This is a genomic window from Microbacterium sp. Root1433D1 (genome assembly GCF_001426835.1).
Classification (GTDB): domain Bacteria; phylum Actinomycetota; class Actinomycetes; order Actinomycetales; family Microbacteriaceae; genus Microbacterium; species Microbacterium maritypicum.
The window spans coordinates 812,242-837,049 of record NZ_LMFN01000003.1; the positions used below are offsets into that span (position 1 = coordinate 812,242).

20 protein-coding genes are annotated in these 24,808 nt (G+C 69.2%); 13 read left to right on the top strand and 7 right to left on the bottom strand.

What is annotated here, in order from left to right:
- The 6 genes from glmU to ASD13_RS14900 all read left to right on the top strand — a co-directional run bounded on the left by glmU (window position 1) and on the right by ASD13_RS14900 (window position 6,600).
- Window positions 1-1,431, top strand: coding sequence for a bifunctional UDP-N-acetylglucosamine diphosphorylase/glucosamine-1-phosphate N-acetyltransferase GlmU (gene glmU / locus ASD13_RS14875; RefSeq protein ID WP_055870751.1), 1,431 nt, complete (start codon window positions 1-3; stop codon window positions 1,429-1,431).
- A 6-nt stretch (window positions 1,432-1,437) separates the two neighbouring features.
- Window positions 1,438-2,472 carry a ribose-phosphate diphosphokinase gene (locus ASD13_RS14880; protein ID WP_017828424.1) on the top strand — a complete coding sequence of 345 codons (1,035 nt, stop codon included), beginning with the start codon at window positions 1,438-1,440 and terminating at the stop codon, window positions 2,470-2,472.
- A 93-nt stretch (window positions 2,473-2,565) separates the two neighbouring features.
- On the top strand, window positions 2,566-3,039 hold the full coding sequence (locus tag ASD13_RS14885) for an FMN-binding protein (RefSeq protein WP_017828425.1): 474 nt from the start codon (window positions 2,566-2,568) through the stop codon (window positions 3,037-3,039).
- Between the two features lie 14 nt (window positions 3,040-3,053).
- A complete protein-coding gene (locus tag ASD13_RS14890) occupies window positions 3,054-3,935 on the top strand; it encodes an FAD:protein FMN transferase (RefSeq protein WP_055870753.1) in 882 nt (293 codons plus the stop codon).
- 14 nt (window positions 3,936-3,949) lie between these two features.
- Window positions 3,950-5,524: an FAD-dependent oxidoreductase gene (locus tag ASD13_RS14895; RefSeq protein ID WP_055870756.1), complete on the top strand. Its 1,575-nt coding sequence runs from the start codon at window positions 3,950-3,952 to the stop codon at window positions 5,522-5,524.
- 242 nt (window positions 5,525-5,766) lie between these two features.
- Window positions 5,767-6,600, top strand: coding sequence for an endonuclease domain-containing protein (locus ASD13_RS14900; protein WP_055870759.1), 834 nt, complete (start codon window positions 5,767-5,769; stop codon window positions 6,598-6,600).
- A 250-nt stretch (window positions 6,601-6,850) separates the two neighbouring features.
- Here ASD13_RS14900 and ASD13_RS14905 read toward each other — a convergent pair whose 3' ends face one another.
- The 3 genes from ASD13_RS14905 to ASD13_RS14915 form a co-directional block, all read right to left on the bottom strand.
- Entirely contained in the window at window positions 6,851-8,350 is a 1,500-nt protein-coding gene (locus ASD13_RS14905; RefSeq protein WP_055870769.1) for a sensor histidine kinase, read from the bottom strand.
- Between the two features lie 26 nt (window positions 8,351-8,376).
- On the bottom strand, window positions 8,377-9,105 hold the full coding sequence (locus ASD13_RS14910; RefSeq protein ID WP_055870772.1) for a response regulator transcription factor: 729 nt from the start codon (window positions 9,103-9,105) through the stop codon (window positions 8,377-8,379).
- 76 nt (window positions 9,106-9,181) lie between these two features.
- On the bottom strand, window positions 9,182-10,147 hold the full coding sequence (locus ASD13_RS14915) for an acetylxylan esterase (protein WP_162246300.1): 966 nt from the start codon (window positions 10,145-10,147) through the stop codon (window positions 9,182-9,184).
- Window positions 10,148-10,314: 167 nt separating this feature from the next.
- Between ASD13_RS14915 and ASD13_RS14920 the strand changes: the two genes are divergently transcribed.
- On the top strand, window positions 10,315-14,283 hold the full coding sequence (locus tag ASD13_RS14920) for a golvesin C-terminal-like domain-containing protein (protein WP_055870779.1): 3,969 nt from the start codon (window positions 10,315-10,317) through the stop codon (window positions 14,281-14,283).
- 86 nt (window positions 14,284-14,369) lie between these two features.
- On the opposite strand, the gene ASD13_RS14925 is transcribed toward ASD13_RS14920, so the two are convergent.
- Together ASD13_RS14925 and ASD13_RS14930 are read right to left on the bottom strand one after the other, a co-directional pair.
- A complete protein-coding gene (locus ASD13_RS14925; RefSeq protein WP_055870782.1) occupies window positions 14,370-15,530 on the bottom strand; it encodes a mandelate racemase/muconate lactonizing enzyme family protein in 1,161 nt (386 codons plus the stop codon).
- 96 nt (window positions 15,531-15,626) lie between these two features.
- Window positions 15,627-16,430 (bottom strand): IclR family transcriptional regulator, encoded by an 804-nt coding sequence (locus ASD13_RS14930; protein WP_055870787.1) that lies wholly within the window; start codon window positions 16,428-16,430, stop codon window positions 15,627-15,629.
- 227 nt (window positions 16,431-16,657) lie between these two features.
- On the opposite strand from ASD13_RS14930, the gene ASD13_RS14935 reads away from it, so the two are divergent.
- From ASD13_RS14935 to ASD13_RS14945, 3 genes are read left to right on the top strand one after another with little or no spacing between them, the layout of a single operon-like run.
- Complete coding sequence (locus ASD13_RS14935) at window positions 16,658-17,596, top strand: carbohydrate ABC transporter permease (RefSeq protein WP_055870790.1); 939 nt, start codon at window positions 16,658-16,660, stop codon at window positions 17,594-17,596.
- The gene (locus ASD13_RS14940; RefSeq protein ID WP_055870793.1) at window positions 17,596-18,453 is read left to right on the top strand and encodes a carbohydrate ABC transporter permease; all 858 of its coding nucleotides are present in this window, start codon (window positions 17,596-17,598) and stop codon (window positions 18,451-18,453) included. The genes ASD13_RS14935 and ASD13_RS14940 overlap by 1 nt, the downstream gene beginning before the upstream one ends.
- Window positions 18,454-18,502: 49 nt before the next feature.
- A complete protein-coding gene (locus tag ASD13_RS14945; protein WP_017828436.1) occupies window positions 18,503-19,816 on the top strand; it encodes an ABC transporter substrate-binding protein in 1,314 nt (437 codons plus the stop codon).
- Between the two features lie 70 nt (window positions 19,817-19,886).
- On the opposite strand, the gene ASD13_RS14950 is transcribed toward ASD13_RS14945, so the two are convergent.
- Window positions 19,887-20,606: an SDR family NAD(P)-dependent oxidoreductase gene (locus tag ASD13_RS14950; protein ID WP_055870796.1), complete on the bottom strand. Its 720-nt coding sequence runs from the start codon at window positions 20,604-20,606 to the stop codon at window positions 19,887-19,889.
- Complete coding sequence (locus tag ASD13_RS14955; RefSeq protein WP_235562610.1) at window positions 20,603-21,496, bottom strand: dihydrodipicolinate synthase family protein; 894 nt, start codon at window positions 21,494-21,496, stop codon at window positions 20,603-20,605. The genes ASD13_RS14950 and ASD13_RS14955 overlap by 4 nt, the downstream gene beginning before the upstream one ends.
- A 136-nt stretch (window positions 21,497-21,632) precedes the next feature.
- On the opposite strand from ASD13_RS14955, the gene ASD13_RS14960 reads away from it, so the two are divergent.
- The 3 genes from ASD13_RS14960 (at window position 21,633) to ASD13_RS14970 (ending at window position 24,754) form a co-directional block, all read left to right on the top strand.
- The gene (locus ASD13_RS14960) at window positions 21,633-22,550 is read left to right on the top strand and encodes an SMP-30/gluconolactonase/LRE family protein (protein WP_055870802.1); all 918 of its coding nucleotides are present in this window, start codon (window positions 21,633-21,635) and stop codon (window positions 22,548-22,550) included.
- A complete protein-coding gene (locus ASD13_RS14965) occupies window positions 22,547-23,206 on the top strand; it encodes a bifunctional 4-hydroxy-2-oxoglutarate aldolase/2-dehydro-3-deoxy-phosphogluconate aldolase (RefSeq protein WP_235562612.1) in 660 nt (219 codons plus the stop codon). Before ASD13_RS14960 ends, ASD13_RS14965 begins: the two co-directional genes overlap by 4 nt.
- A gap of 87 nt (window positions 23,207-23,293) precedes the next feature.
- Entirely contained in the window at window positions 23,294-24,754 is a 1,461-nt protein-coding gene (locus ASD13_RS14970) for an ABC transporter permease (protein ID WP_055870810.1), read from the top strand.
- Window positions 24,755-24,808: the final 54 nt, after the last annotated feature.

Here is a 24,808-nt window from a genome sequence, read left to right on the forward strand (position 1 = left end):
ATGACTGGGAACAATCTCGCCATCATCGTCCTCGCCGCAGGCCAGGGCACCCGCATGAAGTCGCGCCTGCCGAAGGTGCTGCACCCGATCAGCGGTCGTCCGCTGGTGGGTCACGTCCTCACCACGGCGGGGCGGCTGCAGGCCGCGCACGTCGAGGTGGTCGTGCGACACGAGCGCGACCAGGTGGTCGCAGCTCTCCAGGCCGACTACCCGGATGCGGTGTTCGTCGACCAGGACGACATCCCCGGAACCGGACGTGCGGTGCAGGTGGCTGTGGATGCTCTCCCCGCCGACTTCGACGGCGACGTGCTCGTGCTCTCGGGCGACTGCCCGCTGGCCGATGCCGACACCCTCTCCGCCTTCCTCGCGGAGCACCGCGCCTCGGGCGCTCCGGCCACGCTGATGACGGCGCTGGTCGACGATCCGACCGGCTACGGACGCGTCGTGCGCGATGCCGACGGAGGCGTCGATCGCATCGTGGAGCAGAAGGACGCCAACGCCGAAGAGGCCGCCGTTCGCGAGATCAACGCCGGGATGTACGTGTTCCGTGCCGCGACGCTTCGGGACTACCTGCCCAGGGTCGGCGTCGACAACGCTCAGGGCGAGATGTACCTGACCGACGTCCCCGGCCTGCTGCGCCGCGACGGCGACCGGGTGGCGGCATCGGTCGTCTCCGACATCTCGGTCACCTTCGGTGTCAACGACCGTGCTCAGCTGGCCGAGGTCGGTCGTCTGCTCAACCAGCGCATCGTGCGCCGCTGGCAGCTCGAGGGCGTCACCGTGATCGACCCGACCACCACCTGGATCGATGATGACGCGACGCTCGCGCCCGACGTCACGATCCTCCCGAACACGCAGATCCTGCGGGCCACGACGATCGCCTCCGGCGCCGTCATCGGTCCGGACACGACTCTGGTCGACTGCGAGGTCGGCGAGGATGCGATCGTCCGCCGCACCGACGCCACTCTCGCGGTGATCGGCGCCGAGGCCACGGTGGGCCCGTTCTCGTTCCTCCGCCCCGGCACGGTGCTGGGCGCCAAGGGCAAGATCGGCGCCTACGTCGAGACCAAGAACGCCGAGATCGGCGAAGGCAGCAAGGTGCCCCACCTCTCGTACGTGGGCGACGCCACGATCGGGCGCGGCGTGAACCTCGGCGCGAGCACGATCACCGCAAACTACGACGACGTGAACAAGCACCGCACCGAGATCGGCGACGAGGTGCACACCGGGTCGCACACGGTGCTCGTCGCGCCCGTTAGGCTGGGAGCCGGTGCGAAGACCGGTGCAGGCGCCGTCGTCCGCAAGGACGTCCCCGCCGGCGCTCTGGCCATGAGCGTCGCGCCCCAGCGCAACATCGAGGGCTGGGTCGAGAAGAACAGAGCAGGGACGGGCGCGGCGGATGCTGCGTCCCGCGAGAATTCGGCGGAATAGGCGGACATGGCGCGCAAGAAGAAGACGGTCGATCTGGATCGCGACAACGGCGTGGCCCCCGGGATCATCGCCAAGACCAAGAAGCGGCTCGTCGTCGCCGGCGGTCGCTCGCACCCCGAGCTCACCGCAGCCGTCGCCGAGGCTCTCGGTACCGAGATCGCACCGGTGGAGCACCGCACGTTCGCATCGGGTGAGATCTACGCCCGCTTCGAGGTGTCGATCCGCGGCGTGGATCTCTTCCTCATCCAGACGTTCGGCGAACCGGTCAACGAGTGGCTCATGGAGACGCTCATCATGATCGACGCCGCCAAGCGCGCCTCGGCCAAGCGCATCACCGTCGTCGCGCCGTACTATCCGTATTCGCGTCAGGACAAGAAGGGCCGCGGCCGTGAGCCGATCAGTGCCCGCCTCGTCGCCGATCTGCTGAAGACCGCAGGCGCCGACCGTGTCATGAGCGTCGACCTGCACGCGGCGCAGATCCAGGGATTCTTCGACGGTCCCGTCGACCACCTGTTCGCCAAGCCCGTGCTCCTGGACTACTTCGAGCGCACCCTGTCGCCGGCCGACCGGGAGATCCTCACCGTCGTGTCGCCCGACATGGGCCGCGTGCGCGTCGCCGACACGTGGTCGGACAGCCTCGGCGCTCCGCTCGCGATCATCCACAAGCGCCGCGACCCGAAGGTCGCCAACCAGGTCTCCGTGCATGAGATCGTGGGTGCCGTCGACGGCCGCACCTGCCTGCTCGTCGACGACATGATCGACACCGGCGGAACGATCGTCAAGGCGGCCCAGGCGCTCAAGGCGAACGGCGCCCACCGCGTCATCGTGGCCGCCACGCACGCGATCTTCAGCGACCCGGCATCGGAGCGGCTGCAGGACTCGTCCATCGACGAGGTCGTCATCACCGACACGATCCCGCTCACCGAATCGCGTCGCTGGGACAACCTGACCATCCTCCCGATCGCTCCGCTGCTCGCACGCGCGATCCACGAGGTGTTCGAGGACGGCTCCGTGACGAGCATGTTCGGCGGCGACGCGTAACGCATCGTCACGGCACAGCCCGCGCATAGCCGCCGTGCTTACGGTCGAATGGTCGACGAGCGCGTCGGCCGACACCGAGCCGGGAGGACCACAATGATCCGCACGACCGTACCGACCTCTGTCCGCAAGGGAACCGCACTCCTCGGGATCGCGGGACTCTTCGTCCTCGCCGGATGCTCCGGAACCGCTGACGCCGAGACGCCGAACAGCACTGGCAGCACGCCCGATGCCGGTTCTTCCTCCTCGTCGTCCGGCGGCGATTCCACGGGGACCTACGCCGACGGCACGTACACGGCCGAGGGCTCGTACCAGACGCCGGAGACGGTCGAGGAGATCTCCGTCACCCTCACGCTCGCCGACGGCGTCGTGACCGACGTCGAGGTCACGGGAGACCCGCAGGCCCCCGAGAGCAAGCAGTACCAGGGGCAGTTCATCGCCGGGATCGCCGACGAGGTCGACGGCAAGGCACTCGACGACCTGAACGTCAGCCGCGTGGCCGGCTCGTCGCTCACCAGTGGCGGTTTCAACAAGGCCGTCGAGTCGATCAAGGAGCAGGCCGCCTCCTAGGCGCCTGACCTCCCATGGCGAGTTGGCGCTTCGAGGCCATCGGAACGCACTGGGAGATCGAGACGACGGATGCGCTTCCGGAATCCGTGACGGCAGCGGTCTCCGCGGAGATCCAGCGCTTCGACCGCGAGTGGTCCCGGTTCCGCACGGACTCGGACGTCGTGCGCCTCGGTCGGGAGGGCGGCGCTCTGGCTTCCTCCGATGCCGGGCCCATGCTCGACGCGTATCGCGAGCTCTCCGCCGCGACCGGAGGAGCCGTCAACCCGCTCGTCGCCGACAGCCTCGACGCGCTCGGATATGACGCGGACTACTCTCTGACCGCGGGAGATCCGGTGCGCGCTCCCGATACCTGGGAGCAGCGTCTGTCCTGGACCGACACCGGGGTCACCGCATCCACCCCGGCCCTGCTCGATGTCGGCGCGCTCGGCAAAGGACGCCTCGTCGACCTCGTGACGGCGGTCCTGGCGGGCGTGCCCGGAGATCTCGTGGTCGACGCCGGCGGCGACATCCGCGTCCGCGGGTCCGGTGTGCGCATCGGCCTGGAGCATCCGTTCGACCCGACGAAGGCGATCGGGGTCGTCGAGGTGCAGGATCAGGCGCTGTGCGCCTCGGCGATCAACCGCCGAGCGTGGGGGAGCGGACTGCATCACGTGCTCGACGCCCGTACCGGACTCCCGGTGCGCACCTGGGCCGCGACCTGGGCGTGGGCACCGGAGGCGATGACGGCCGATGCGGTGGCGACGGCCCTCTTCTTCGACGGCGGCGACGAGATCGCGACCGCCTGGGGCGTCGAGTGGGTGCGGATGAGTACCGACGGACGCGTGCAGCGTTCGCCCGGGTGCCCGGCCGAACTGTTCCTCGCCGCGGGGCAGTCGTCTCCGGCAGCCCAGAACTAGGAAAGAGTGGAAACGTGATCACCTCATTCGCCGCCGCACGTCAGCGGGTCCTCGCGGTGCTGGGCTCTCTGTCGATGTACCGCCTCGTGCTGTTCGCGCTCGTCGCTCTCGCGGTCATCGCCTTCGTGCTCTCGCTGTTCGGCGTCATCGTCTCGCCCACCCCGATCGAGCTCGTGGCGTCGTTCCTCGTGCTCGCGGTCGTCATCTCCGCCGTCGACGCCGCAGCGCAGCGCCTGCTCCGACTGCCCTGGCGCATCGAGTCGTCGTTGGTGACGGCGCTCATCCTGCTGTTCGTGCTCCGACCGGGCGTCGAGGCCGGCGCGCTGCTCGGTCTCGCGCTCGCCGGTGCGGTCGCGAGCGTCTCGAAGTACCTGATCGCCTGGCGTGGGCGTCACATCTTCAACCCTGCCGCGTTCGGCGCCGCCGTGGTCTCGATCCTCGGAGCGTTCGGCGCCTTCGAGTGGCTGGGCACGTCGTCGTCGTGGTGGGTCGGCACGCCGGTGCTCACCATTCCCGTGGCCGTGCTGGGCCTCGCGGTGCTGTGGCGCACCGAGAAGATCCGAGTGATCCTGGTGTTCCTCGCCGTCGCCGTGGCCACATCGGTCGTGCGGCAGGCCGTGCAAGCCGTGGAGTTCGACATCGCCTTCGACGTCGCGACGGCTCTGCAGTTCGCACTGTTGCAGTCGCCGTTCCTGTTCCTCGGAGCGTTCATGCTGTCGGAGCCGCTCACCCTTCCGCCGCGCCGCCGGCAGCAGCTCGTGGTGGCTGCCGTCGTCGGGCTGCTCGCGGGGTGGCCGATCTCGGTGGCCGGTCTCTTCACGCTCGGTCAGGAGCGCGCACTGCTGATCGGCAACCTGGTGGCGTTCGCCTTCGCCCTGCGCGGTTCGGTGCGGCTGATGCTCGAACGGCGCGAGTTCGTGACCCCGACCGCCCAGGAGCTGACGTTCCGCGCCAAGGGCCGGGTGCGTTTCCTGCCGGGACAGTACCTCGAGCTCGACGTTCCGCATCACCGACCCGATGCCCGAGGAACCCGTCGGGAGTTCAGCATCGTGTCGGCGCCGGCCGATCTGCCGACGCTGCGCATCGCCTACAAGAACGGCGACCAGAAGCATCCCTCGAGCTACAAGCGTGCCCTCGCCGCGGCCGAGCCCGGTGCGACCTTCGCGGTGACCGGAACCTGGGGCGACTTCATCCTGCCCCGCGGGGAGCAGCCGGTGCTCATGGTCGCCGCCGGCATCGGGGTGACGCCCTTCGTGTCGCAATTGCGGCAGCTGCAGGCGACAGGGCAGCAGCGCGACGTGGTGCTCGTGTACGTCGCCTCCGACGCCTCCGAGCTCGCCTTCCGCGAGGAGCTGGCAGCGACCGGCGTGCGCACCGTCGTGTTCACCCGCGACGAGCCCGCCGACCTCCCGGCGCACTGGTCGTGGGCGCAGGGCGCACGTCTGGATGCGGAGACCCTCGAGCGCACCGTCGCCGACCTGGCCGCGCGCCACGCCTTCATCTCCGGTCCCCCGCGGCTCATCGCCGACCTCGCCCCCGCCCTGCAGAAGGCGCGCAGCCTCACGACCGACGCGTTCGCCGGATACTGATCCGGGTCGCGGGCGCGACCCCTCACCCCCGTGTGCACGGTGCCCCCGCGTCCTTCCTCGTCCACCTGTCGGGAGCTCGGGCGAATGTCGGGTGATCCGACGGCGATTCGTCCGACATCCGCCCGGACTCCCGACGGGTGGACGGCACCTCTGTTCCTGCACAGTCGATGCGTGAATCGAATCTGCCCGTATATCCGGATGCTCGGCCCCCGCCACGAGCACGGGAGGTGCAGGATCGACGGATGCTCAGTGCCGCTTTCGTGACCGCCCGACACGGCGGAGTCGTCCGGGGCACCCTGCTCCAGAAGTATGGGATCACTCGTCGGATGCGCGCGGACGAGGTGCGTGTCGGCGCGCTTCAGCGCGTGAGACCTGGGGTGTTCGCCGTGCCGGAGGCGAATGTGCACCTCGTGGAAGCCGCACGACACGGCGGTGCGCTCACCTGTGCACATGCGCTGCGACTGCACGGCGTATGGTGTCTCTACGACGAAGGTCCCGTTCACGTGTGGCTCGGCGGGCGAGGTCGTGCTCACCACGACGAGTGCGAATGCGTGGGGCACTACGACGCGGGTCGCGCGGGCGTCGGACTCGCACCGCTCGAAGAGGTGCTCGTCCATGTTTACCGTTGCGGTGGTGACGAGGCGTTCTTCGCCGCGCTCGAGTCGTCGCTCACGCAGCGGCTGATCTCCGAGGCCGCACGCCGACGAATCCGGAGTCGACTGCCGGCTCGGGCGCACTGGCTCGTCGATCTGGCCAGATCGGATGCCGACAGCGGGCTCGAGTCGCTGCTGCGGCTGCGGCTGCATGTGCACGGGATCAGGCTGGATTGCCAGGTGACGATCCCGACCGTGGGGAGGGTCGACTTCGTGGTCGAGGACAGGCTCATCCTCGAGGCCGACGGCAAGGGCAACCACGCGGGCTCTGCGCACCGCCACCGGGATCTGGTGAGGGATGCCGCGGCGTCGGCGCTGGGGTACGAGACGCTGCGATTCGACTATGCACAGATCGTGCATGCCTGGCCCACCGTCGAGGCTGCCGTGATCGCCGCCGTCGTGCGTTTGCGCGAGCGCGGCTGACGTGGGCGCTGGTCCCGGCTCGTCCCTCCCCTCGACCTCGACGCGTGCGCTTGTCGGGAGATCGTCCGGATGTCGGGAGGAAACAGCCCCCACACGCCGGTCCACGAGCAATCTCCCGACAGGTGTGCAGGGAGTGCGGGTGTGCCGGGGAGTGGGGAGCGCGGGGTGTGCGGGTGTGCGGGTGTGCGGGTGTGGGGGTGTGGGGGGCGAGGAACGAGGGCGCGAGGCCCCGCGCGACTGTGCGGGGTTCTCACGCCTCCGCGGGGGTGTCGCCCGTCGTCGCCGGGTTCATGGGGATGCGGACGGTGAAGGTCGTGTCGCCGGGCTCGCTGGTCACGGTGATGAGGCCGTGGTGGCCCTCGACGATGGCCTTCGCGATCGCGAGTCCGAGGCCCGTGCCGCCGGTCTGCCGGGCCCGCGAGCTGTCACCGCGGGCGAAGCGGGCGAAGAGCTCGTCGCGGATGGCGGGGTCGATCCCTGGACCGTCGTCGTGCACGCGCAGCACCGCCTCCTCGCCTTCCTGAGCGACGCTCAGCGTGACGGTGGTGCCGGCGGGAGTGTGGGTGCGGGCGTTCGCGAGCAGGTTCGCGACGACCTGATGCATGCGTCCGGCGTCTCCCACGATCGTGACGGGCTCGTCCGGCACCTCAATGACCCAGTGGTGATCCGCGGCCGTCGGGCGGGCGTCCGAGAGTCCTTCGAGGGCGAGCTGGGCGAGATCGACCGTGCTATAGACGAGTTCGCGGCCCTCGTCGAGGCGGGCCAGCAGCAGCAGGTCCTCGACGAGCCGGGTCATCCGCAGCGACTGGGCCTGGATGCGCTCCAGCGACGACGTCGTGCTCTCGATGACCTCGGGGCGCTCCGTCTGCGGGTCCGACTGACGCAGGGCGCGCAACGACAGCTCCGAGTACCCGCGGATGGACGCGAGCGGGGTGCGCAGCTCGTGGCTGGCGTCGGCGACGAAGCGCCGCATCCGCTCCTCGTTCTTCTGACGGGAGGCGAGCGAGGTGTTCACGTGGTCGAGGAGCTTGTTCAGCGAGGCGCCGACGAGCCCGGTCTCGGTACGGGGATCGGCTTCGGAAGCCGGAACGCGCTCGGTGATGGTCACCTCACCGCGGTCGAGCTGCTGATTCGCGACCCTGGTCGCGGTCAGCGCGACGGCGCGGAGGGGACGCAGACCCACCCTGATGGTGATCGCGGTGGTCAGCGCCAGGAGGATCAGACCACCGATCGTCGCGAGCGCGATCACGGTCAGCAGCTGCGTGAGCTGGTTCTGGATATCGTCGCGGGGGAGACCGGTCACCACGATCAGGCCGTTGCTCGTCGGCAGCGCCATGACGCGGTAGGAGCCGAGGTCGGTGAGGGTGACGGTCGCGACCCGGGTATCCTTCAGCGACACCGCGATCTCGGCGAGCTGGGCGCCGGTCAGCGGATCGAGCGTTCCGGCGAATTCGTCGCCGTCCTCACTCTTCGCGACCACTCCGGAGAACCCTGTGACGGGACTGGAGACGACGAAGAGAACTCCGACCGGAGGTGCGGGGCTGCTCGCGAGCACGTTCTGCGCGGTCGCCGACGATGGAGCGACAGCCTGGGAGATGCGAACCAGCTGGTGGGCGTATTCGCTCAGCTTCTGGTCGAGCTGGTCTTCCATCGTCTTTCCCAGCGTCGCGCTGGTGATGACGGCGACGATGATGAGGATCAGCGACACGAACCCGATCACGGCGGTCATCAGCCGTGTCTGCAGGCTCATCGGCCTTCTCATCATCGTCGCTGAGCTCACTGCGGGGCCTTGATCATGTAGCCGACGCCGCGCACGGTGTGCAGCAGCGGCGTGCGCCCGGCATCGATCTTCTTGCGCAGGTACGAGATGTACAGCTCGACGACCGACGACTTGCCGCCGAAGTCGTAGCTCCACACCCGGTCGAGGATCTGCGCCTTCGACAGCACCCGGCGCTCGTTGCGCATCAGGTAGCGCAGCAGCTCGAACTCGGTCGCGGTGAGCTCGATCTCGGTGCCGTCTCGCACGACCTCGTGGCTGTCCTCGTTGAGGGTGAGGTCGGCGACGCGCAGGATCGACTGTCCGTCGTCGGCGGTGGCGTGGCCGGTGCGGCGGATGATCGCCCGCAGTCGTGCGATCACCTCCTCCAGGCTGAACGGCTTCGTGACGTAGTCGTCGCCTCCGGCGGTGAGACCGGCGACGCGATCGCCCACGGCGTCCTTCGCGGTGAGGAACAGCACGGGGACGAGGTTGCCGGACTCCCGCAGACGCTTGAGCACAGACATCCCGTCGAGGTCGGGCATCATGATGTCGAGCATGAGCGCATCGGGTTCGAACTCGCGCGCCACCTGGAGCGCCTCCATGCCGGAAGAAGCGGTCCGCACCTCCCAGCCCTCCATGCGCAGTGCCATCGCGAGCAGGTCGGTCAGCATCTGCTCGTCGTCGACGGCGAGGATGCGCAGGGGGGAGCCGTCGGGGCGGCGCAGTTCGGGCAGGTCGCTGGTCATGTGCCTATTCTGCGGAATCTCCTATGCGATTTCTATGGAGAACGCTATGCGTTGTCTGGGAGATCCGCAGGAGCGCTCAGATCACGCGCTCGTCGGGGAGCGCGAGGAAGTCCATGCCGTCCTGCAGGGCGAGGCGGTCTGACAGCTCGCCGAGGGGTCCGTCGAGATGACCGCAGGCTCGCACGCCGAGGCGCTTCGGGCCCGGCAGTGCGTGATACACCGCGAACTGTCCGCGCGGGTCGACGGCGGGATCGAGCACCGCCGCGCTGACGTGCACGGGCATGCGCAGGCGCCGTGCCGCGATCGCCGCGTCGAAGTAGTCGAGGACGGAGCGGTCCTCTGGATGGTCGCGCAGGTGCCGGCGAACGGCCTCTCCGCTGCCCGTGCAGCGCCGCGAGAGGCGCACGTCGTGGTTGCCGAAGCTCGGGACGTCGAGGACCGCGCGTCGGAACCGGGTGTCCCAGGGAAGGGCCAGGGCGCCGATGCCACCGCCGAAGCTGCCGCCGCTGAAGTCGAGCGATCCCGCCACGGCGGGCACGATCTCGAGGAGGATCGTTGCTGCGCGCCAGATGTCGGCTGCGCTGAAGCGATGCGAGTAGGTGTCGCGATGGGCGATGCCGGCCAGGACGTGCTCTTCTGGCGGTGCGGGGAAGCGGCTGGCGGTGCCGACATGCGTCCCGGGGGCGACGGGGAAGATCGCCGCGGTATGGGCGGGCACCCTCTCGACGTCGGGTCCCGTGCGACCGCCGTAGCCGTGCCCGACGACGAGGCCGCGCCGCGCGTCGGCGACGGCATGGGGCCGCATCAGGAAGGCGGTGGCGTGTTCATCGGCCGAGGAGCGGAAGCGGATCTCCATCACGCGATGCGTCGCGGTCTGGGGGTGCTCGCGAGTGAGCTCCCACGCCACCACTCCCGCACCGAACTCCTGGAAGGTGCCCCGCCAGAAGGCGTCGAAGTCCTCGGGTTCGGCCGGTGATTCGGGGGGAGCGAGGAGCGCACTCAGCGAGTACTCCGTCATCTCCTCGCGAGGGGTCTGGGTCACCGCGGGCGTCCTTTCGGGGTGGTCTGCCTCGACGACGCTACCGGTGTCGAGCGGAAGCGGCGGCGGGGGGATCGGTGAGGCGCGTTCCATTGACATGATCGCATATGGATTGCAGTATGTGGATCATGGATTCAATAGCTGGCGATGGAGCCGAAGACAATCCCCTGATGTGGAGCCGACGCTCCGTGCTGCGAATGCTCGTGATCGCCGGTGTGCTTCCTCCGGTGCTCGGCTCGTCCTCCGGCTCGGCACCCGCTGCGGCCACCGAGCTCACCACGCCGGGCGGGGTCTATGCCGATGCGCTCCGCCGCCTGGAGAAGCCGAATCTGGCGTTCTCGCAGGTCGCCCAGCTGGTCGGCCAGAACCACCGGATGACTTTTCTCCAGGCGACGTGGGACGGCGGGGCGACCATCGTGCGCGACCTGGAGATCAAGCACAACGGTGGCTGGTTGTCGATCACCGACCCCGCCCATCGGTTCGATGAGCAGTGGCTCGTGCTGGAGGGGGCACTGCCGACGGGGAGCGCCCCGGAGCTGTACGGGCCGCTCACCCCGAGCTGGCTCGGTTTCACCTCCTACCAGGTCCTCGGGCCGCAGGCCATCGAGCTGACCACGAGCACCGACGATGTCGATCTGGTCGTGCGGTGGAGGCTGGAGGGCGCTCACCCCGAGGCTCACCACGTGCTCACGGCCAAGACCGCCGGCGACTACATCGTCGGCTACCAAAGCCAGGACACGAGGTCGCTCGACGACCTCGACGAGGTGCTGTGCGGTTCGTACCAGCATGCGCTCTCGGTGCTCGACGGCTCCGCGCCCCTGGGCGCCTGGGAGCTGTTCGCGCCGATGGCGCTGACGCAGTACTCCGTCGGCGGCGTCGCCGTCACCTCGGGGGTGTACCTGCCGTCTGAGGTCGCCGAATTCGTGCATGAACGTCAGCTCATGGCGGACCGGCAACCGTACGGGATGAGCCTGCGCAACGACAGCCTCGACATCGTGCCGTCCATGTACTCGCCGCAGCCGGGCCTGCGCACGGCCATGACGGTCGGACAGCAACGGGGATTCGCGTTCGGCATCGCCGCTCGTGCGGACACCCTGTACGGCACCTACGCGCAGCTGTGCCGGAACGAATACGGTCTGAGCGCCTATCGGCACAACGTCTACGACCGATCGCTCACGGATGCCGTGCACGCGATGACAGCGCTGATCGCGGTGGAGCCCAGCGGCGACGACTCGGTCGACTACGTCCCGTCGTACTCGGGCTGGTGGAACCGCGCGAAAGGCTTCGTCGACGTCGAGAACGAGGATGCCGTCCGCGCCGCGGCGAGCGGGGTCGTGCTCGCCGCGCACTATCTGACCGGAACCGCCGACAGCACGCTGTACGACCGTCGCGCGCGGCCGCTCGTGGAGTATCAGCTCTCCCGCAAGGGCATCGGGCACACGCCGATGATCGGCAGCCCGGTCTACAACGACAAGACCCAGTACCGGATCGGGCGGATCCCCACCGATGCCGTGAACCTCGCGTCGCTGTACCAGCTCACGCACGGCCGGAATGCGGGCATCCAGCGGCTCGCGGTGCAGGCGACCAAGGCCGGCGTGGTCGGTCAGAGCAGGGCGCCGTTCTCGAACGCGCTGGCGACGTACCGGGTCACGGGGGATCCGGCCTATCTCGCGGAGGCGACGCTGATCGCGCGGCGCTACTCGCAGGAGCAGATCCTCAGGCCCTATCGGAGCAACGGACAGCCGCCGGGCGGCTTCGCGTACAGCTTCTCGAAATACTGGGTCGACCTGCTGGAGATGTTCGAGGCGACGGGGGAGACGGAGTTCCTGGACGGGGCGTACCGCGAGGTGCAGCGCTTCATCACGCAGACCGCGGTCCGCCCGGTGCCCGACACCACCGTCACCGTGCCGGTCGGCTCCGTGATCACGCAGCAGTACGACTGGGAGTCGCGCTCCTCACTCCCGTCGTACCCGACGACGAGCGTCCAGAGCGAGACCGTGCCCGCCTGGTACGTCTCGACCTCGGGGCTGACGTTCGAGGCGCTGTCGTCGTTCAAGCTCGGCGTCAGCACATTGACGAACCCGGGCGGAGGGTACGTGTTCAACCCCTGCTGGGCCGGAGCCCTGCTGCGCCTGGCGCATCACACCGGTGACGAGCTGATCGCCGACATCGCGCACAACATGGTGATCGGGCGCTTCACGACGTATCCCGGCTACTACGGGCGGCAGTTCCAGGTCGCGCACATGAAGCCCGACTTCGCGACCAGCGGGCCGGTCGGGATCACCGGGTACTACTTCCACCACGCGCCCGCCCAGCTCGGTCTCGCGATGGACTACCTGATCAGCGAGAGCTTCTACCGCAGCGCCGGCGCGATCGAGTTCCCGCACGTGTTCGAGGCGGACTTCGCATATTTCAAGTTCTTCGCCTACGGTCACGCGCCGGGGACGTTCTTCGGCGAGGGCGGCGTGTGGCCGTACCTCCCCGAGGGGCTCATCGAGGTCGACAACCCTCTGGTCAACTGGATCGGCGGCGTCGGCAACGAGGCCCTGTACGTGAGCCTCACGAACTCTGCCGGCACCCCGCAGCAGGTGGTCGTCGACCTCTCCACCGATCTCACCGGCTTGCCCCGCAGCTCGTCGACCGCGGTCGAGGTGGTGGCCGCGAACGGCGCCCGTTCGACCACGGCGGCCCAGAACGGTCGCGTCACCGTCACGGTGCCCGCCCGCGGGTTGGTGGCCCTGGTGGTGCGGAACGTGACCGTGCAGCGGCCGGGGCTGCCGTTCGACGACATCGTCGATCACGGGCGCGACAGCTTCCACGAGATCGACTCCGACCCGGCGACCGACTACGGTCTCGCCCGCGGAATGCTCCTGGTGCGTCCCGACGGGCAGGGGTACGACGCCTACGTGCAGATCGACACCGAGCAGCAGGCCACGCTGTCGTACCGCATCGGCACGCAGGCGCTGCAGCAGGCGCCGCAGAAGGCGTACCCGTTCGAATGGACGATCCCCGTCGACGACCTCACCTCGACGTTCCGATACACGATCACCTCCGGGGGCACGACCACGCCCGAGGTCACGCTGCGACTGCCCGCACGGATCAGCGGAGCGAACCCCGGCCTCGCGGGCGACGTCATCGCGCAGGCGACGGGAACCGCGGGCGACCGTGTGCCGCTGATCATCGAGGTGCGAAACGCCACCGACGATCCGATCACGGGCACCGTGGCGGTGACCCTGCCGTCGGGCTGGCAGATCGACGGTGCGGTCCCGTCGATCTCCGTTCCCGCGCAGGGCTCGGCGCGGGTGGAATCCGCGGCCGTGATCGCCGCCGCTGCGCCGCTGGGCGAGGTCGAGGTGAAGGCGAAGCTGACGATCCAGGGGGAGGACCCGGTCACGCTCCGCGCCGCGGCGATCGAAGTCATCGACCGGCGCCGGCTGGTGTCGCTCACCTCGGACGTCGAGATCGTCAGCGGCCCCGGCGCGGTAGCCACACTGACGGCTCTGGTGATCAACACCGGGGTCACCCCGCTGCAGGGCACCCTCGCGCTCTACGGCCTCACGGGCTGGAGCGTCGGGCAGCAGAGCGCGACGATCACGGTGCCGCCGAGGTCCGATCTGACCCACACCTGGACGGTGACGGCAGGGGCCGGCGTCGCACCGGGATCGTCGACCCGATTCGAGGCGCGGCTGGATCAGACGCTGCGTCGAGGGGTGCTCGTGCGGGTCGCTGACGAGGGCGTGATCGCCCACACCCAGTCGCCGTGGCCGGGCTATCTGGAATCGGGAAACTGGTACCCCAGCGGGCTCTCGGGCTGGAACGGCACCCGCACGCGGTACAGCGATTCCGACTCGGTCGGCAGCACCGTGACGTGGAACGTCGATCTGCCGCAGGCGGGGCTCTACCGCGTCTCGGTCTGGTATCCGACGAACCCCACGACCACGACGTCGGCGGCCTACGTCGTGGAGCATCAGAACGGCAGCTCCGAGGTGATCGTGGATCAGACGCAGGGTGCGGCGGCCTGGCGCTCGCTGGGCTCGTTCCGCTACGGCGCGGGGGCGACCGGGACCGTGCGGCTCGAGGTGCGCAACACCAGCATCCACCGGGTCAGTGCGGCGCAGTTCGTCCGCATCGGAGACTGACCGGCGCGCGCCCAGACGACGAACGGGTGGGTGGGACCGGATTCCTTCCGGCCCCACCCACCCGTTCGTCGTCGGTGGGAGGGATGTCAGTGCCGCACGTACTCCGCGATTGCGTCCTCGTCGACGGTCACGCCCAGTCCCGGCCCCGTCGGGACGATGAATCCACCGTCGGCGCGCACCTCGAGCGGCGTCGTGAGCAGGCGGTTGGCGACCGGGAGTGTGAACGGCTGGTATTCGAACGCGAGGAGCGAGGCGGCGCTCGCCGCGACGTGCACGCCGGCAGCCATCGCGATGCCGAAGGCGGCCGAATGGTGAGGTGCGACCTGCACGTGGAATGCGTCGGCGACCACGGCGATCGCGAGGCCCTCGGTGATGCCCGTGCGACCGATGTCGGGCTGCGTGATTCCGACGGCGCGGCGGGTGAGCCAGTCGGTGAATTCGAAGCGGCTGCGCATCGCCTCGCCGACCGCGATCGGGGTGGCGAGCGCGGTCGCCAGGTCACGGTGGCCCTCCACATCTTCGGGAGCCAGCGGTGCCTCGAAGAACCAGGCCTTCCGGTCGTCGAGCTCCCGGCCGAGTGCCCGCGCCTCGCCGAGCCGGTACGTCCAGTGCGCGTCGAGCGCGACGTCGAGGTCGGGGTGGACGCCGCGGACCGCGTCGTAGGTGGCGAGGTCGGTGCGGATGTCGACGCCGAGGTGCAGCTTGATGCGGCGTACACCGCCCTCGACGAGCTCGGCCGCCTTCTCCGCGCGCTCGACGTCATCGACGCCGCGGATCCCCGAGACGTAGGTCGGCAGCACCTCGTGGAAGCGGCCGCCGGCGAGCTCGGACACCGAGAGGCCGGTGGCGTGACCCCAGAGGTCCCACAGTGCGATGTCGACGGCGGCCATGGCGTCGGCCTGGTGACCGGTGAGGTGACCGCGCTCGCGCATCGACTCTGTCATGCGGTGCCAGAGCGTGCGCACCGAGCGCGGGTCCTCGCCGATGATGAGCGGGGTGAGCAGGTTGTCGACGATCGCGGCCGCCACGACGGGGGCGACCGGCGCCAGTGCCTCGCCCCAGCCGACCAGACCTTCGTCGGTCTCGATCTTCACGAGCAGGGTCTCGTAGCCGGGGGAGTACAGGCTCCGCCAGGGCGGGCGGATCACGTAGCCGCGGTGGTCGACTGCGGTGTCGCCGGCGTAGGAGTTGTTCGCCTCCTCTTTCGACAGGTAGAGGGGGAAGGTCTGGACGCGCGTGATTCTCACAGGGGTCTCCAAAGACATCGAGGGGCGAGCGGCCGGCGGCTGGTGCCGCGGTCAGGGATCAGGATCGGATCAGGGGGCCGCGTCGCGGCAGAGGAGTCAGAGCGCGGCGAAGGCCGACGCGGTGCGGGACGGGCTGTAGCCGAGAGCCACGGAGATCTCGTCGGCGGCCTCGATCAGCTGCAGCGCGAGTTCCTGGTGCGGGGCGTGCAGATCGAGCACCGAGAGGGGGCCGCTGGCCGAGATGCCGGCCACGATCTCGCCGGCACGGTTGCGGATCGGGGCGGCGATGCAGGCACGTCCGAAGGCGAGTTCTTCGATCTCGGTCGAGTAGCCGCGACTGCGCGTCTCGTCGAGCGCGAGCTGCATGCTGTCACGGTCGACGATGGTGTGCGGAGTGAAGCGCTGCGGCGCCTGCGCGAAGTACTCGTCCACCTGCGCGTCCGTCATGCCCGAGAGCAGCGCCTTGCCGATGCCGGTGGCGTGCAGCGGGCCCGTACGACCCGCCATGTCGAACGACTTGGGCGCGAGTGCTCCCTCGAAGTTGCACAGGTACATGAAGGTGAAGCCGCTGAGCTCGGCCACGTTCACACCGATCTCGATCCTGCGAGCGAGGTTCTGTGCGATCTGCCGCGATGCGCGGAAGATGGGCGAGCCGTTGAGGGCGATCGTGCCCAGGGACACGGCCGCGGGGCCCAGGCGGTAGAGCCCGGTGCGTGAGTCCTGCACCACGAACTTCATGCGATCGAGCGCCGACATCATGCGCGAGACGGTGGACTGGCCGAGGCCGGTGAGAGTGCACAGCTCGGAGACCCTCAGCTCACCGGATTCCTCGGTGAAGCATGCGAGCAACGACATCGCCCGTTCGACGGTCTGGGTACCGCCCACCGATTCCGATGCCATGGTCACTCCTCCTCAGTGCTGCCGCCGCGGATGCGACGCCGCGGTCGATCGCCGCTGCCAGTCATCCTATTCAGAGAAATAGCTTCAAGCAACACAAATGTGGGTGTCTTATGCATCTTGTGGATTTCGCATCCGCATTGTGGTTAACTGGCCGCACGTCGACGTTGACGACTGTGACGACGACGCGCAGGGCCCCACGGGGTCGTCTCTACTGGAAAGTGACTGCAATGCAACAAGCCATACTCGAGCGGCCCGCAGAGAGCGAGCAGAAGGCCGTCGAGCCACGCTCCGGGCGACGCTCCACGCTGGGCGCGAAGGATCGCACCTTCGGTTTCATGATCGCACTTCCCGCGGTCCTGCTGTTCCTCGTGATCGCGATCTTCCCTCTCGTGTCGAGCATCTTCACGAGCCTCTTCGACCAATCGCTCCTGCGCCCCGAGCGCACGTTCGTGGGTTTCGACAACTATGCGGCCGTCTGGGAGGAGTTCTTCGCCCGGCTCGGCACGACCGTCGTGTTCGCGTCGCTCGCCACGGTCTTCCCCCTCGTCCTCGGCGTGGCGCTGGCACTGCTGCTGAACGCCCGCATGCGCGGACGCAACATCCTGCGCGGCGCCCTCATGCTGCCGTGGCTGCTCCCCGGTGTCGTGGTCTCCTTCCTCTGGGCGTGGATCTTCAACGACAGCTACGGCGTCGTCAACCATGTGCTCTCGGTCTTCGGCCTGCCCGAGGTGAGCATGCTCGGCACCCCCACGGGCGCCATGGCCGCCGTGGTCATCGCCAAGACCTGGCACTCGTTCCCGTGGATCATGGTCGTCGCGCTCGCGGTGCTGCAGACCCTCCCGAGCGAGCAGATCGAGGCCGCCACGATCGACGGCGCGACCCGCTCGCAGCGGTTCCGTCACATCTCGCTGCCGCACATCGCCGGCCCCGTCACCCTCGTCGCGGTGCTGGAGTTCATCTACAACTTCGGCAACTTCGACACCATCTTCGTCATGACCGGCGGCGGACCCGGCAACTCGACCACGACGCTCGCGGTCAGCCTCTACGACCTCGCCTTCGGCAGCTACGAGCTCGGCAAGGCCTCCGCCATGGGCGCGCTGTGGCTCGTCCTGCTGGCGATCATCACGAGCGGATACCTGTTCCTCAACCGACGGCTGGAGAAGTGATGCGCCGTAGTCGCGACGTGGGGGAGTCGATCACCCGCCCCCACCTGTCCATCCCGGGGCGCGTCCTGCTCCTCCTGCTGGCCCTGTTCGGCCTGCTGCCGGTGTACTGGCTCACGGCCACCGCCTTCACGAAGAAGGAGGACGTCTTCTCCCTCGACCGTCCGTTCTTCCCGGTCGACCCGACGTTCGAGAACTTCATCGGCTTCTTCCAGAACGACCTGCTGCTGAAGAACCTGCTCAACAGCATCATCGTCTCCACCGGCACCGCCCTGCTCGCGGTCCTGGTCGGCGGACTGATGGCCTACTCGCTGTCGAAGTTCCGCTATCGCGGGCGCAACGCCATCATGTTCATGTTCCTGATCGGCCAGCTGATCCCGGGTGCACTGCTGCTCATCTCGCTGTACCTGATGCTGAGCTCGGCCGGTCTGCTGTACACCTACACGGCGCTGATCATCTCGTTCACGACCTTCACGCTGCCGCTCGCGGTGTTCCTGCTGAAGGGCATCATCGACGCCCTTCCCGACGACATCCTCGAGGCGGCCAAGGTCGACGGGCTCTCGCGCACGGGGACCATGTTCCGCATCGTGTTCCCGCTCGTGGTCCCTGGCCTCATCACCGCGGGCATGTTCGCCTTCATGCGCGGGTGGAGCGATCTGCTCTTCGCGCTCACGCTCGCCGGCCCCGACAAGCAGACGCTGCCCGCCGGTCTCACCCAGGCGTTCATCCGCGAGGGCACCGCCGACTGGCCGGCGCTCATGGCGGCGTCCCTCATCACCTCCCTGCCGCTCGTCCTCATCTTCATCCTCCTGCAGCGCTACTTCGTGTCCGGCCTCGCCGCCGGAGCGGTCAAGGGATAGCGATGCACCGCAGAACAGCTCGTCCCCCTCACCCCGAAGGAGCAGTCTCATGAACCTCTCGAACTCGCAGCTGAGCCGCCGAGCCTTCCTCGGAGGCGGAACCGTCCTGGCCGCGTTCGGCGCTCTCGCGCTCGCCGGTTGCGCGACGCCCGCCGCGCCCGGCACCGGCGCCGGGGCCACGGCCGCCGGAGCCACGAAGGCCAAGACCATCAACTTCTACGGCAACTCGCTCGGCGAGGAAGCCCTGAAGTCGGCGTGGCAGGGCATCCTCGACGGCTTCTCGAAGCAAGAGGGCGTCAAGGTCGCCCCTGTCATCTACCCGTACGATCAGGCCGCCACGCAGCTGGCCCTGACCGGACGCTCCGGCAACCTCATGGGCGTCGGACAGTCGGGCGGCTGGCAGGTGCTGACCCCGATGAACGTGCTCGCCGACCTCTCCGACCTCGCGAAGGGGCTGGGCATCCCGCAGGGCGTGCTCGACTCGTACACGATGGACGGCAAGCTGCTCGTGCTGCCGCTGACGGCCGCCGGCATCGGCATCATCACGAACGGCGAGATCGCCAAGAGCGTCGGCATCACCTCGGGCATGACCGTGGAGCAGTTCGCCACGGCGCTCGAGAAGATCAAGAAGCAGGACTCCTCGCTGATCCCGTACGCCGCTGTCACCAAGAACCCCGATCTGAAGGACGCCGTCCCGTGGATGTGGGGCTTCGGCAGCGATGTCGTCACCGACGACCTGAAGTGCACCCTGGGAGACGCCGAGAGCGTCAAGGCGGTCACTTGGTACAAGTCGCTGCAGGACGCCGGTCTGACGCAGACGAACGTGGCGCGCAGCGATGCCCGCATCCTGTTCGCGAGCGGGCGGGCGGCCCTGTACGACGACGCCCCGCTCGCGTCGACCTTCGTCAAGACGAACGGCGCCGCCCAGAACATCATCGACAACATCGGCGCCATCTCGCGTCCGACCGCCGGTGGCAAGGACTCGTACAACCGGGCCTGGGGCAGCGGCGTCTTCGCGACGGCGGGCGAGGGAGAGCTCACGAGCCGCGACTTCATCCTCTACGCGGCGACGAACGTCGAGGCCGCGACCGCGCTCTACGAGAACTCCGCCGTGGCGCCCGCCGCCAAGAGCGTGGCCGACAAGATCCCGGCTCTCGCCGCCGACAAGTTCCAGGGCGCGTTCCGCACCGAGGTCTCCGAGCACGCGCGCGGTGCCGCGTGGGATCGTGTCGCCGTGACCGCCCAGATCGATGCGGCCATCGGCGCGGGGGTCGCGACGATCCTCGCGGGTCAGGTCGAGGCGCAGGCCGGTCTCAACGCGCTGAAGAAGGAAGTGCAGGGGCTCCTCGACGCCAACGCCTGATCCGAGCGTTGCTCACGAAGAAGGCCGCGTCCCGGGAGGGGACGCGGCCTTCTTCGTCGATGTGCGCGGGTCAGAGCCAGCGTTCCCGCAGCACCGGCTTCAGCCAGGCCGCGGGGGACGAGATCGACAGCCCTCCGTCGACGGCGATGGAGGTGCCGGTGACGAAGGAGGCGGCGTCGGAGGCGAGGAACGCCACCACCGACGCCACCTCCTCCGGGCGGCCGATGCGTCCGAGCGGGTATCCCTCGCTCTCGCCCGTGTCGGCGGCCGAGATGCTTCCCGGTTGCACGGCGTTCACGCGGATGCCGCGGGGGCCGTTGTCGAGGGCGAGCTGACGGATGAGGCCGTCGACGCCCGCCTTGGCGGCCGCGTACGCGGGCAGGGCGGGTGCGGCGAGCGACGAGTTGACCGACGTCACCGCGACGATCGACGAGCCCGCGGAGAGCCGGGGAAGGGCCGCTCGCGCCACGAAGAACGCGGAGTCGAGTGTGGCGCCCAGCGCGCCGCGCCAGTCCTCGTCGCTGGTGTCCTCCGCGCGGGCGATCGGCATGCGCCCGGCTGCGAGAACGATGACGTCGAGTCGGCCCAGCGCCTGCTCCGCATCCGCGACGGCACGGTCGGCGGCCTCGGGTCTGCTGCAGTCGGCGACGAGGTACCGCGCGAAGACGGGATCGTCGGAGTGCTCGAGCCCCACTCCGACGACGGCGTCTCCACCGTCGACGAAGGCGCGGGCGATCGCGAGGCCGATGTCGGAGCTGCCGCCGATCAGCAGAACACCGCGGCCGCTCACACGCGCACCGTGGTCGGGATCGGCGGAAGGGCGAGCTCGTCGATCACGAGCTTGACCGAGGCGCGGCTGCCGGCGTCCAGGCGCGAGGCCGGGTAGCGCACGGTCGCATGGTCGATCACGCCACGCGCGACGAGGACCTCCTTGTGCACCGCCCACGCGATGCCGCCCTGCAGACCGATGAGCACGAGAGGGAGCATACGACGGAACTCGGCGCGAGCCTCGTCGACGCGCCCCTCGAGGAACTGGGCGAGCACGGGGCCGAGGAGGTCGGGGAACTCACACGCGGGCATGGTGCCGACGGCGCCCCTGGCGTATTCCTCGAGGCAGAACTGGGCGTTCTGCCCGCCGAGCACGGCGAAGGCGGGATCGTCGATGGCCGAGACGACTGCGCCGACCTTGGGGGCGGTCGGGGGAGCTTCCACCTTGACGGAGTCGACGCCGTCGAGGCGGGCGATCTCGGCGATCAGTGCCGGTGCCATCACGACACCGGTGACACCGGGGGCATCCTGCACCATGACGGAGAGCGAGGTGGCGTCGGCGACGTCCCCGTAGAAGTCGACGAGCGTCCCGGCCGGAGGCTTCACCATGAACGGTGGAAGCACCATGAGGGCGTCAGCGCCCCCCTCTTCCGCGAGCAGCGCCTGCTCGATCGAGGTCGCCGTGGAGGTGCCGTTGACGCCGGCGATCACGGGGACCCGGCCGTCCACCACCCGGACGACATCGTCCAGGATCGTGCGTCGCTCCTCGGTGGTGAGGGCGAAGCCCTCGCTCGCCATGCCGAAGACGGCGACGCCGTCGACGCCGGACGCGAGCTGGAACTCGACCAGCCGGCGCAGGCCCTGGCGGTCGAGGGCACCCGACTCGTCGAAAGGTGTTGCCAGGATGGGCATCAAGCCGTGGAGTGTCGGAGCCATCAGCTGTTTCCCCGCTTCATCATCGTGTGTCCACATTTCTCGCAAGTGTTATGCATATTGTGAGATAGTCTGCCACATAACGGTTACGAGCTACCAGCGAAGGATGACCCGGATGCCGCACACCCAGACCTCCCGACGCGTCGAGATCCTCTCCGACGCCCGTTACGTCCAGGCCGAATCGCCGCGCTGGGACGGTCGGGACGGGAGCCTCGCCTGGATCGACATGGCGACCGGTTCGCTGCATCGCGGACGCATCGAAGACGGACGGGTGGTTCCCGGGACCGCGGTCGTCGTCGGCGCGCAGATCGGCGCCCCGATCCCGCTCGCGCAGCCGGGGGCGGGCTGGCTCGTCGGCGTCGACCGCGGCGTGGTGCATGTCGGTGACGACGGCGTCGTCTCTCCCCTCACGGGCGACATCGCGGGGCCGAGCGACTACATGAACGACGGTGGCGGCGATCCGTCGGGGCGGTTCTGGGTGGGCAGTCAGTCGATGCCCCGCGACCCCCACTGCACGCTGTGGAGCATCGGTCCCGACGGCGAGCCGACCGCTCGCCTCGGCGGGGTGACCGTGTCGAACGGGCTCGCCTTCGACCGCAGCGGCTCGACGCTGTACTACATCGACACGCTTCCGCACCGCAGCATCGAGGCCTTCGACGTGGCGCCCGACGGCGAGCTCTCGAACCGCCGCACCCTGTGCCGGGTCGAGGGCGGCAACCCCGACGGCATGGCCATTGATCTCGACGGCATGCTCTGGGTCGCGGTCTGGGATGCCTCCGAGGTGCGCCGCTACTCACCCGCGGGTGAGCTCGTCGAGACGATCAGCCTTCCGGCGAAGCGGCCCACCGCGGTGGCGCTCGTCGACCGGCTGCTCGTGATCACGACGGCGAGCATCGGGCTCTCCGACCCCACGGACGCCGACGGCGCCCTGCTCGGCGTGCGGGTCGACGTCGGCGGTGCACCCGCCTTCCCCTGGGGCGGCGGGGCGCCGATCGTGGCATCTGCCGGCTCCGTGGAGGAGGTCGCATCGTGAGCACCGTCGACAACGCCGAGCTGCAGGAACGGCTGCGCACCACCCGGCTCGTCGCGATCCTGCGGGGGACGGATGTCGACGCCACGGTCGCCGCGGCGCGGACGCTGCTGCAGGTGGGTGTGCTCACCCTCGAGATCGCCCTCACCCTGCAGGACGCGGAAGAGGCGATCGCGCAGATCGTGCAGGACGCCCCGGCGACGGCGCTGGTCGGTGCCGGCACGGTGCTCGACGAGGCCGATGTCGAACGAGCGGTCTCCGCCGGTGCACAGTTCATGGTCACGCCCACCCTCAGCGCCTCCGTCCCCTATGCGGTCAGCCAGGGCATCGGTGTGCTGGCGGGCGTCTACACGCCCACCGAGATCCAGCGGGGCCACGACCTCGGAAGTGCGGCGGTCAAGCTGTTCCCCGCCTCGGCGCTCGGCTCCGGCTTCCTCCGTGCCGTGCGTGATCCCTTCCCGCAGGCGCGGATCATCCCGGTGGGGGGCGTGCGTGTCGACACGGTCGCCGAGTATCTCGCGGCGGGTGCTTTCGGCATCGGGGTGGGCGGGCCGCTCGTCGGAGACGCCACGGCTCCCGGCGGCGACCTCGAGGCGCTCGCGGTTCGCGCCGGCGCGTTCGTCCAGGCATGCGTTATGGATGATCCGCGCCTTCCATAGGTTCCTCATCACCTGTCCCTCGATCTCGCATATGCGCGATTCCTAACGTCGATCTCGCCCCGCGATGGCCGCGGCGGAAGGAGAGAGATGTACGGAACATATCTGCGGCGCGAACTGGCCGGCCGCAAGAAGCAGACGATGATCGTCGCGATCGGACTGGCGATCGCAATCGCTCTCGTGATCGTGGTCAACGCCCTCACCGCGGGAGTGCGGGACGCACAGGCGCAGGCCCTCGCGTCCGTCTACGGTGTCGGCACCGACCTCACGGTGACCGGCGCGACCACGGAGCCGGGCCAGGGCGAGGGGCCGCGCTTCGATTTCGATGCGGGCGCCGGGGAGAGCGACGGCGAGACGACCACGCTCGCGCAGTCGATGCTGCGGACCGACTTCCTGCGCGGCACTCTCGACTCCTCGGTGCTCGACACCGTCGCCGACACGGACGGCGTCGCTGCCGCTTCCGGGGCACTGAGTCTGACGAACTCCACCTTCTCCGGAGAGATGCCCAGCGGCGGTTTCGCACAGCAGGACGGCGAGCAGCCGGCCGCGCCCGAGGCCGGACAGGCACCGCCGGACGCCGGGCAGGGCGGCGGAGCATCCTTCGGCGTCGATTCCTTCTCGGTGCTCGGGATCGACCCCGCCGAGACCACGGTGGGCCCGCTCGCCTCCGCCGAGGTGACGGACGGTCGCGGCTTCGACGCCGCTGACGATGAGGCGCTCGTCGCGCTCGTCGACCGCACCTATGCCGCCACGAACGAGCTCTCGGTGGGGAGCACCATCGACGTGGCCGGCTCCGATGTCGAGATCGTCGGCATCCTCGGCTCGACCTCGGACAGCGCGGACACGGCGGCGAACGTGTACCTGCCGCTGAGCACCGCGCAGACGCTCGCCGGTGTCGACGACGTCATCTCCACCGTCTACGTGCAGGCGGACTCTGCCGCCTCGATCGACGCCGTCCAGGCGGCTCTCGCAGATGAACTCCCCGACGCGACCGTCACGTCGCAGTCCGAGCTCGCCTCGACCGTCTCCGGCTCGCTCTCCAGCGCGACCGCATTGATCACGAACCTCGGCACGTGGCTCTCGATCATCGTGCTCGTCGTCGCGGTGGTGCTCTCGGTGCTGCTCACGCTGTCGGGCGTGGGGCGTCGCACCAGGGAGTTCGGCACCCTCAAGGCGATCGGATGGTCGAACGGTCGCGTCGTGCGGCAGGTCGCAGGCGAATCGATGGTGCAGGGGCTGATCGGGGGCGCCGTCGGGCTCGTCCTCGGCATCGCCGGGATCGTGCTGATCAACGTCCTCAGGCCCACGGTCGCCGCGAGCAGCGCGGGTCAGGGCGCGGGCCCCGGAGGCATGGGCCCCGGCCCCACCGGCGGTGGGGGCGGGATGCTCCAGACTCCCGCCGCCGGCGTCGTCCTCCAGGCGCCCTTCACGCCGTGGGTGCTGGTGGCGGCGGTCGGTCTCGCGGTGCTCGGCGGCCTCGTCGCAGGCGCATTCGGCGGCTGGCGTGCCGCCAGGCTCAGCCCGGCGGAAGCGCTGCGGTCGGTCGCATGAGCATTCAGCACACGGAAGATGTCCCACAGCGCACGCCATTGCCCGAGCAGTCGT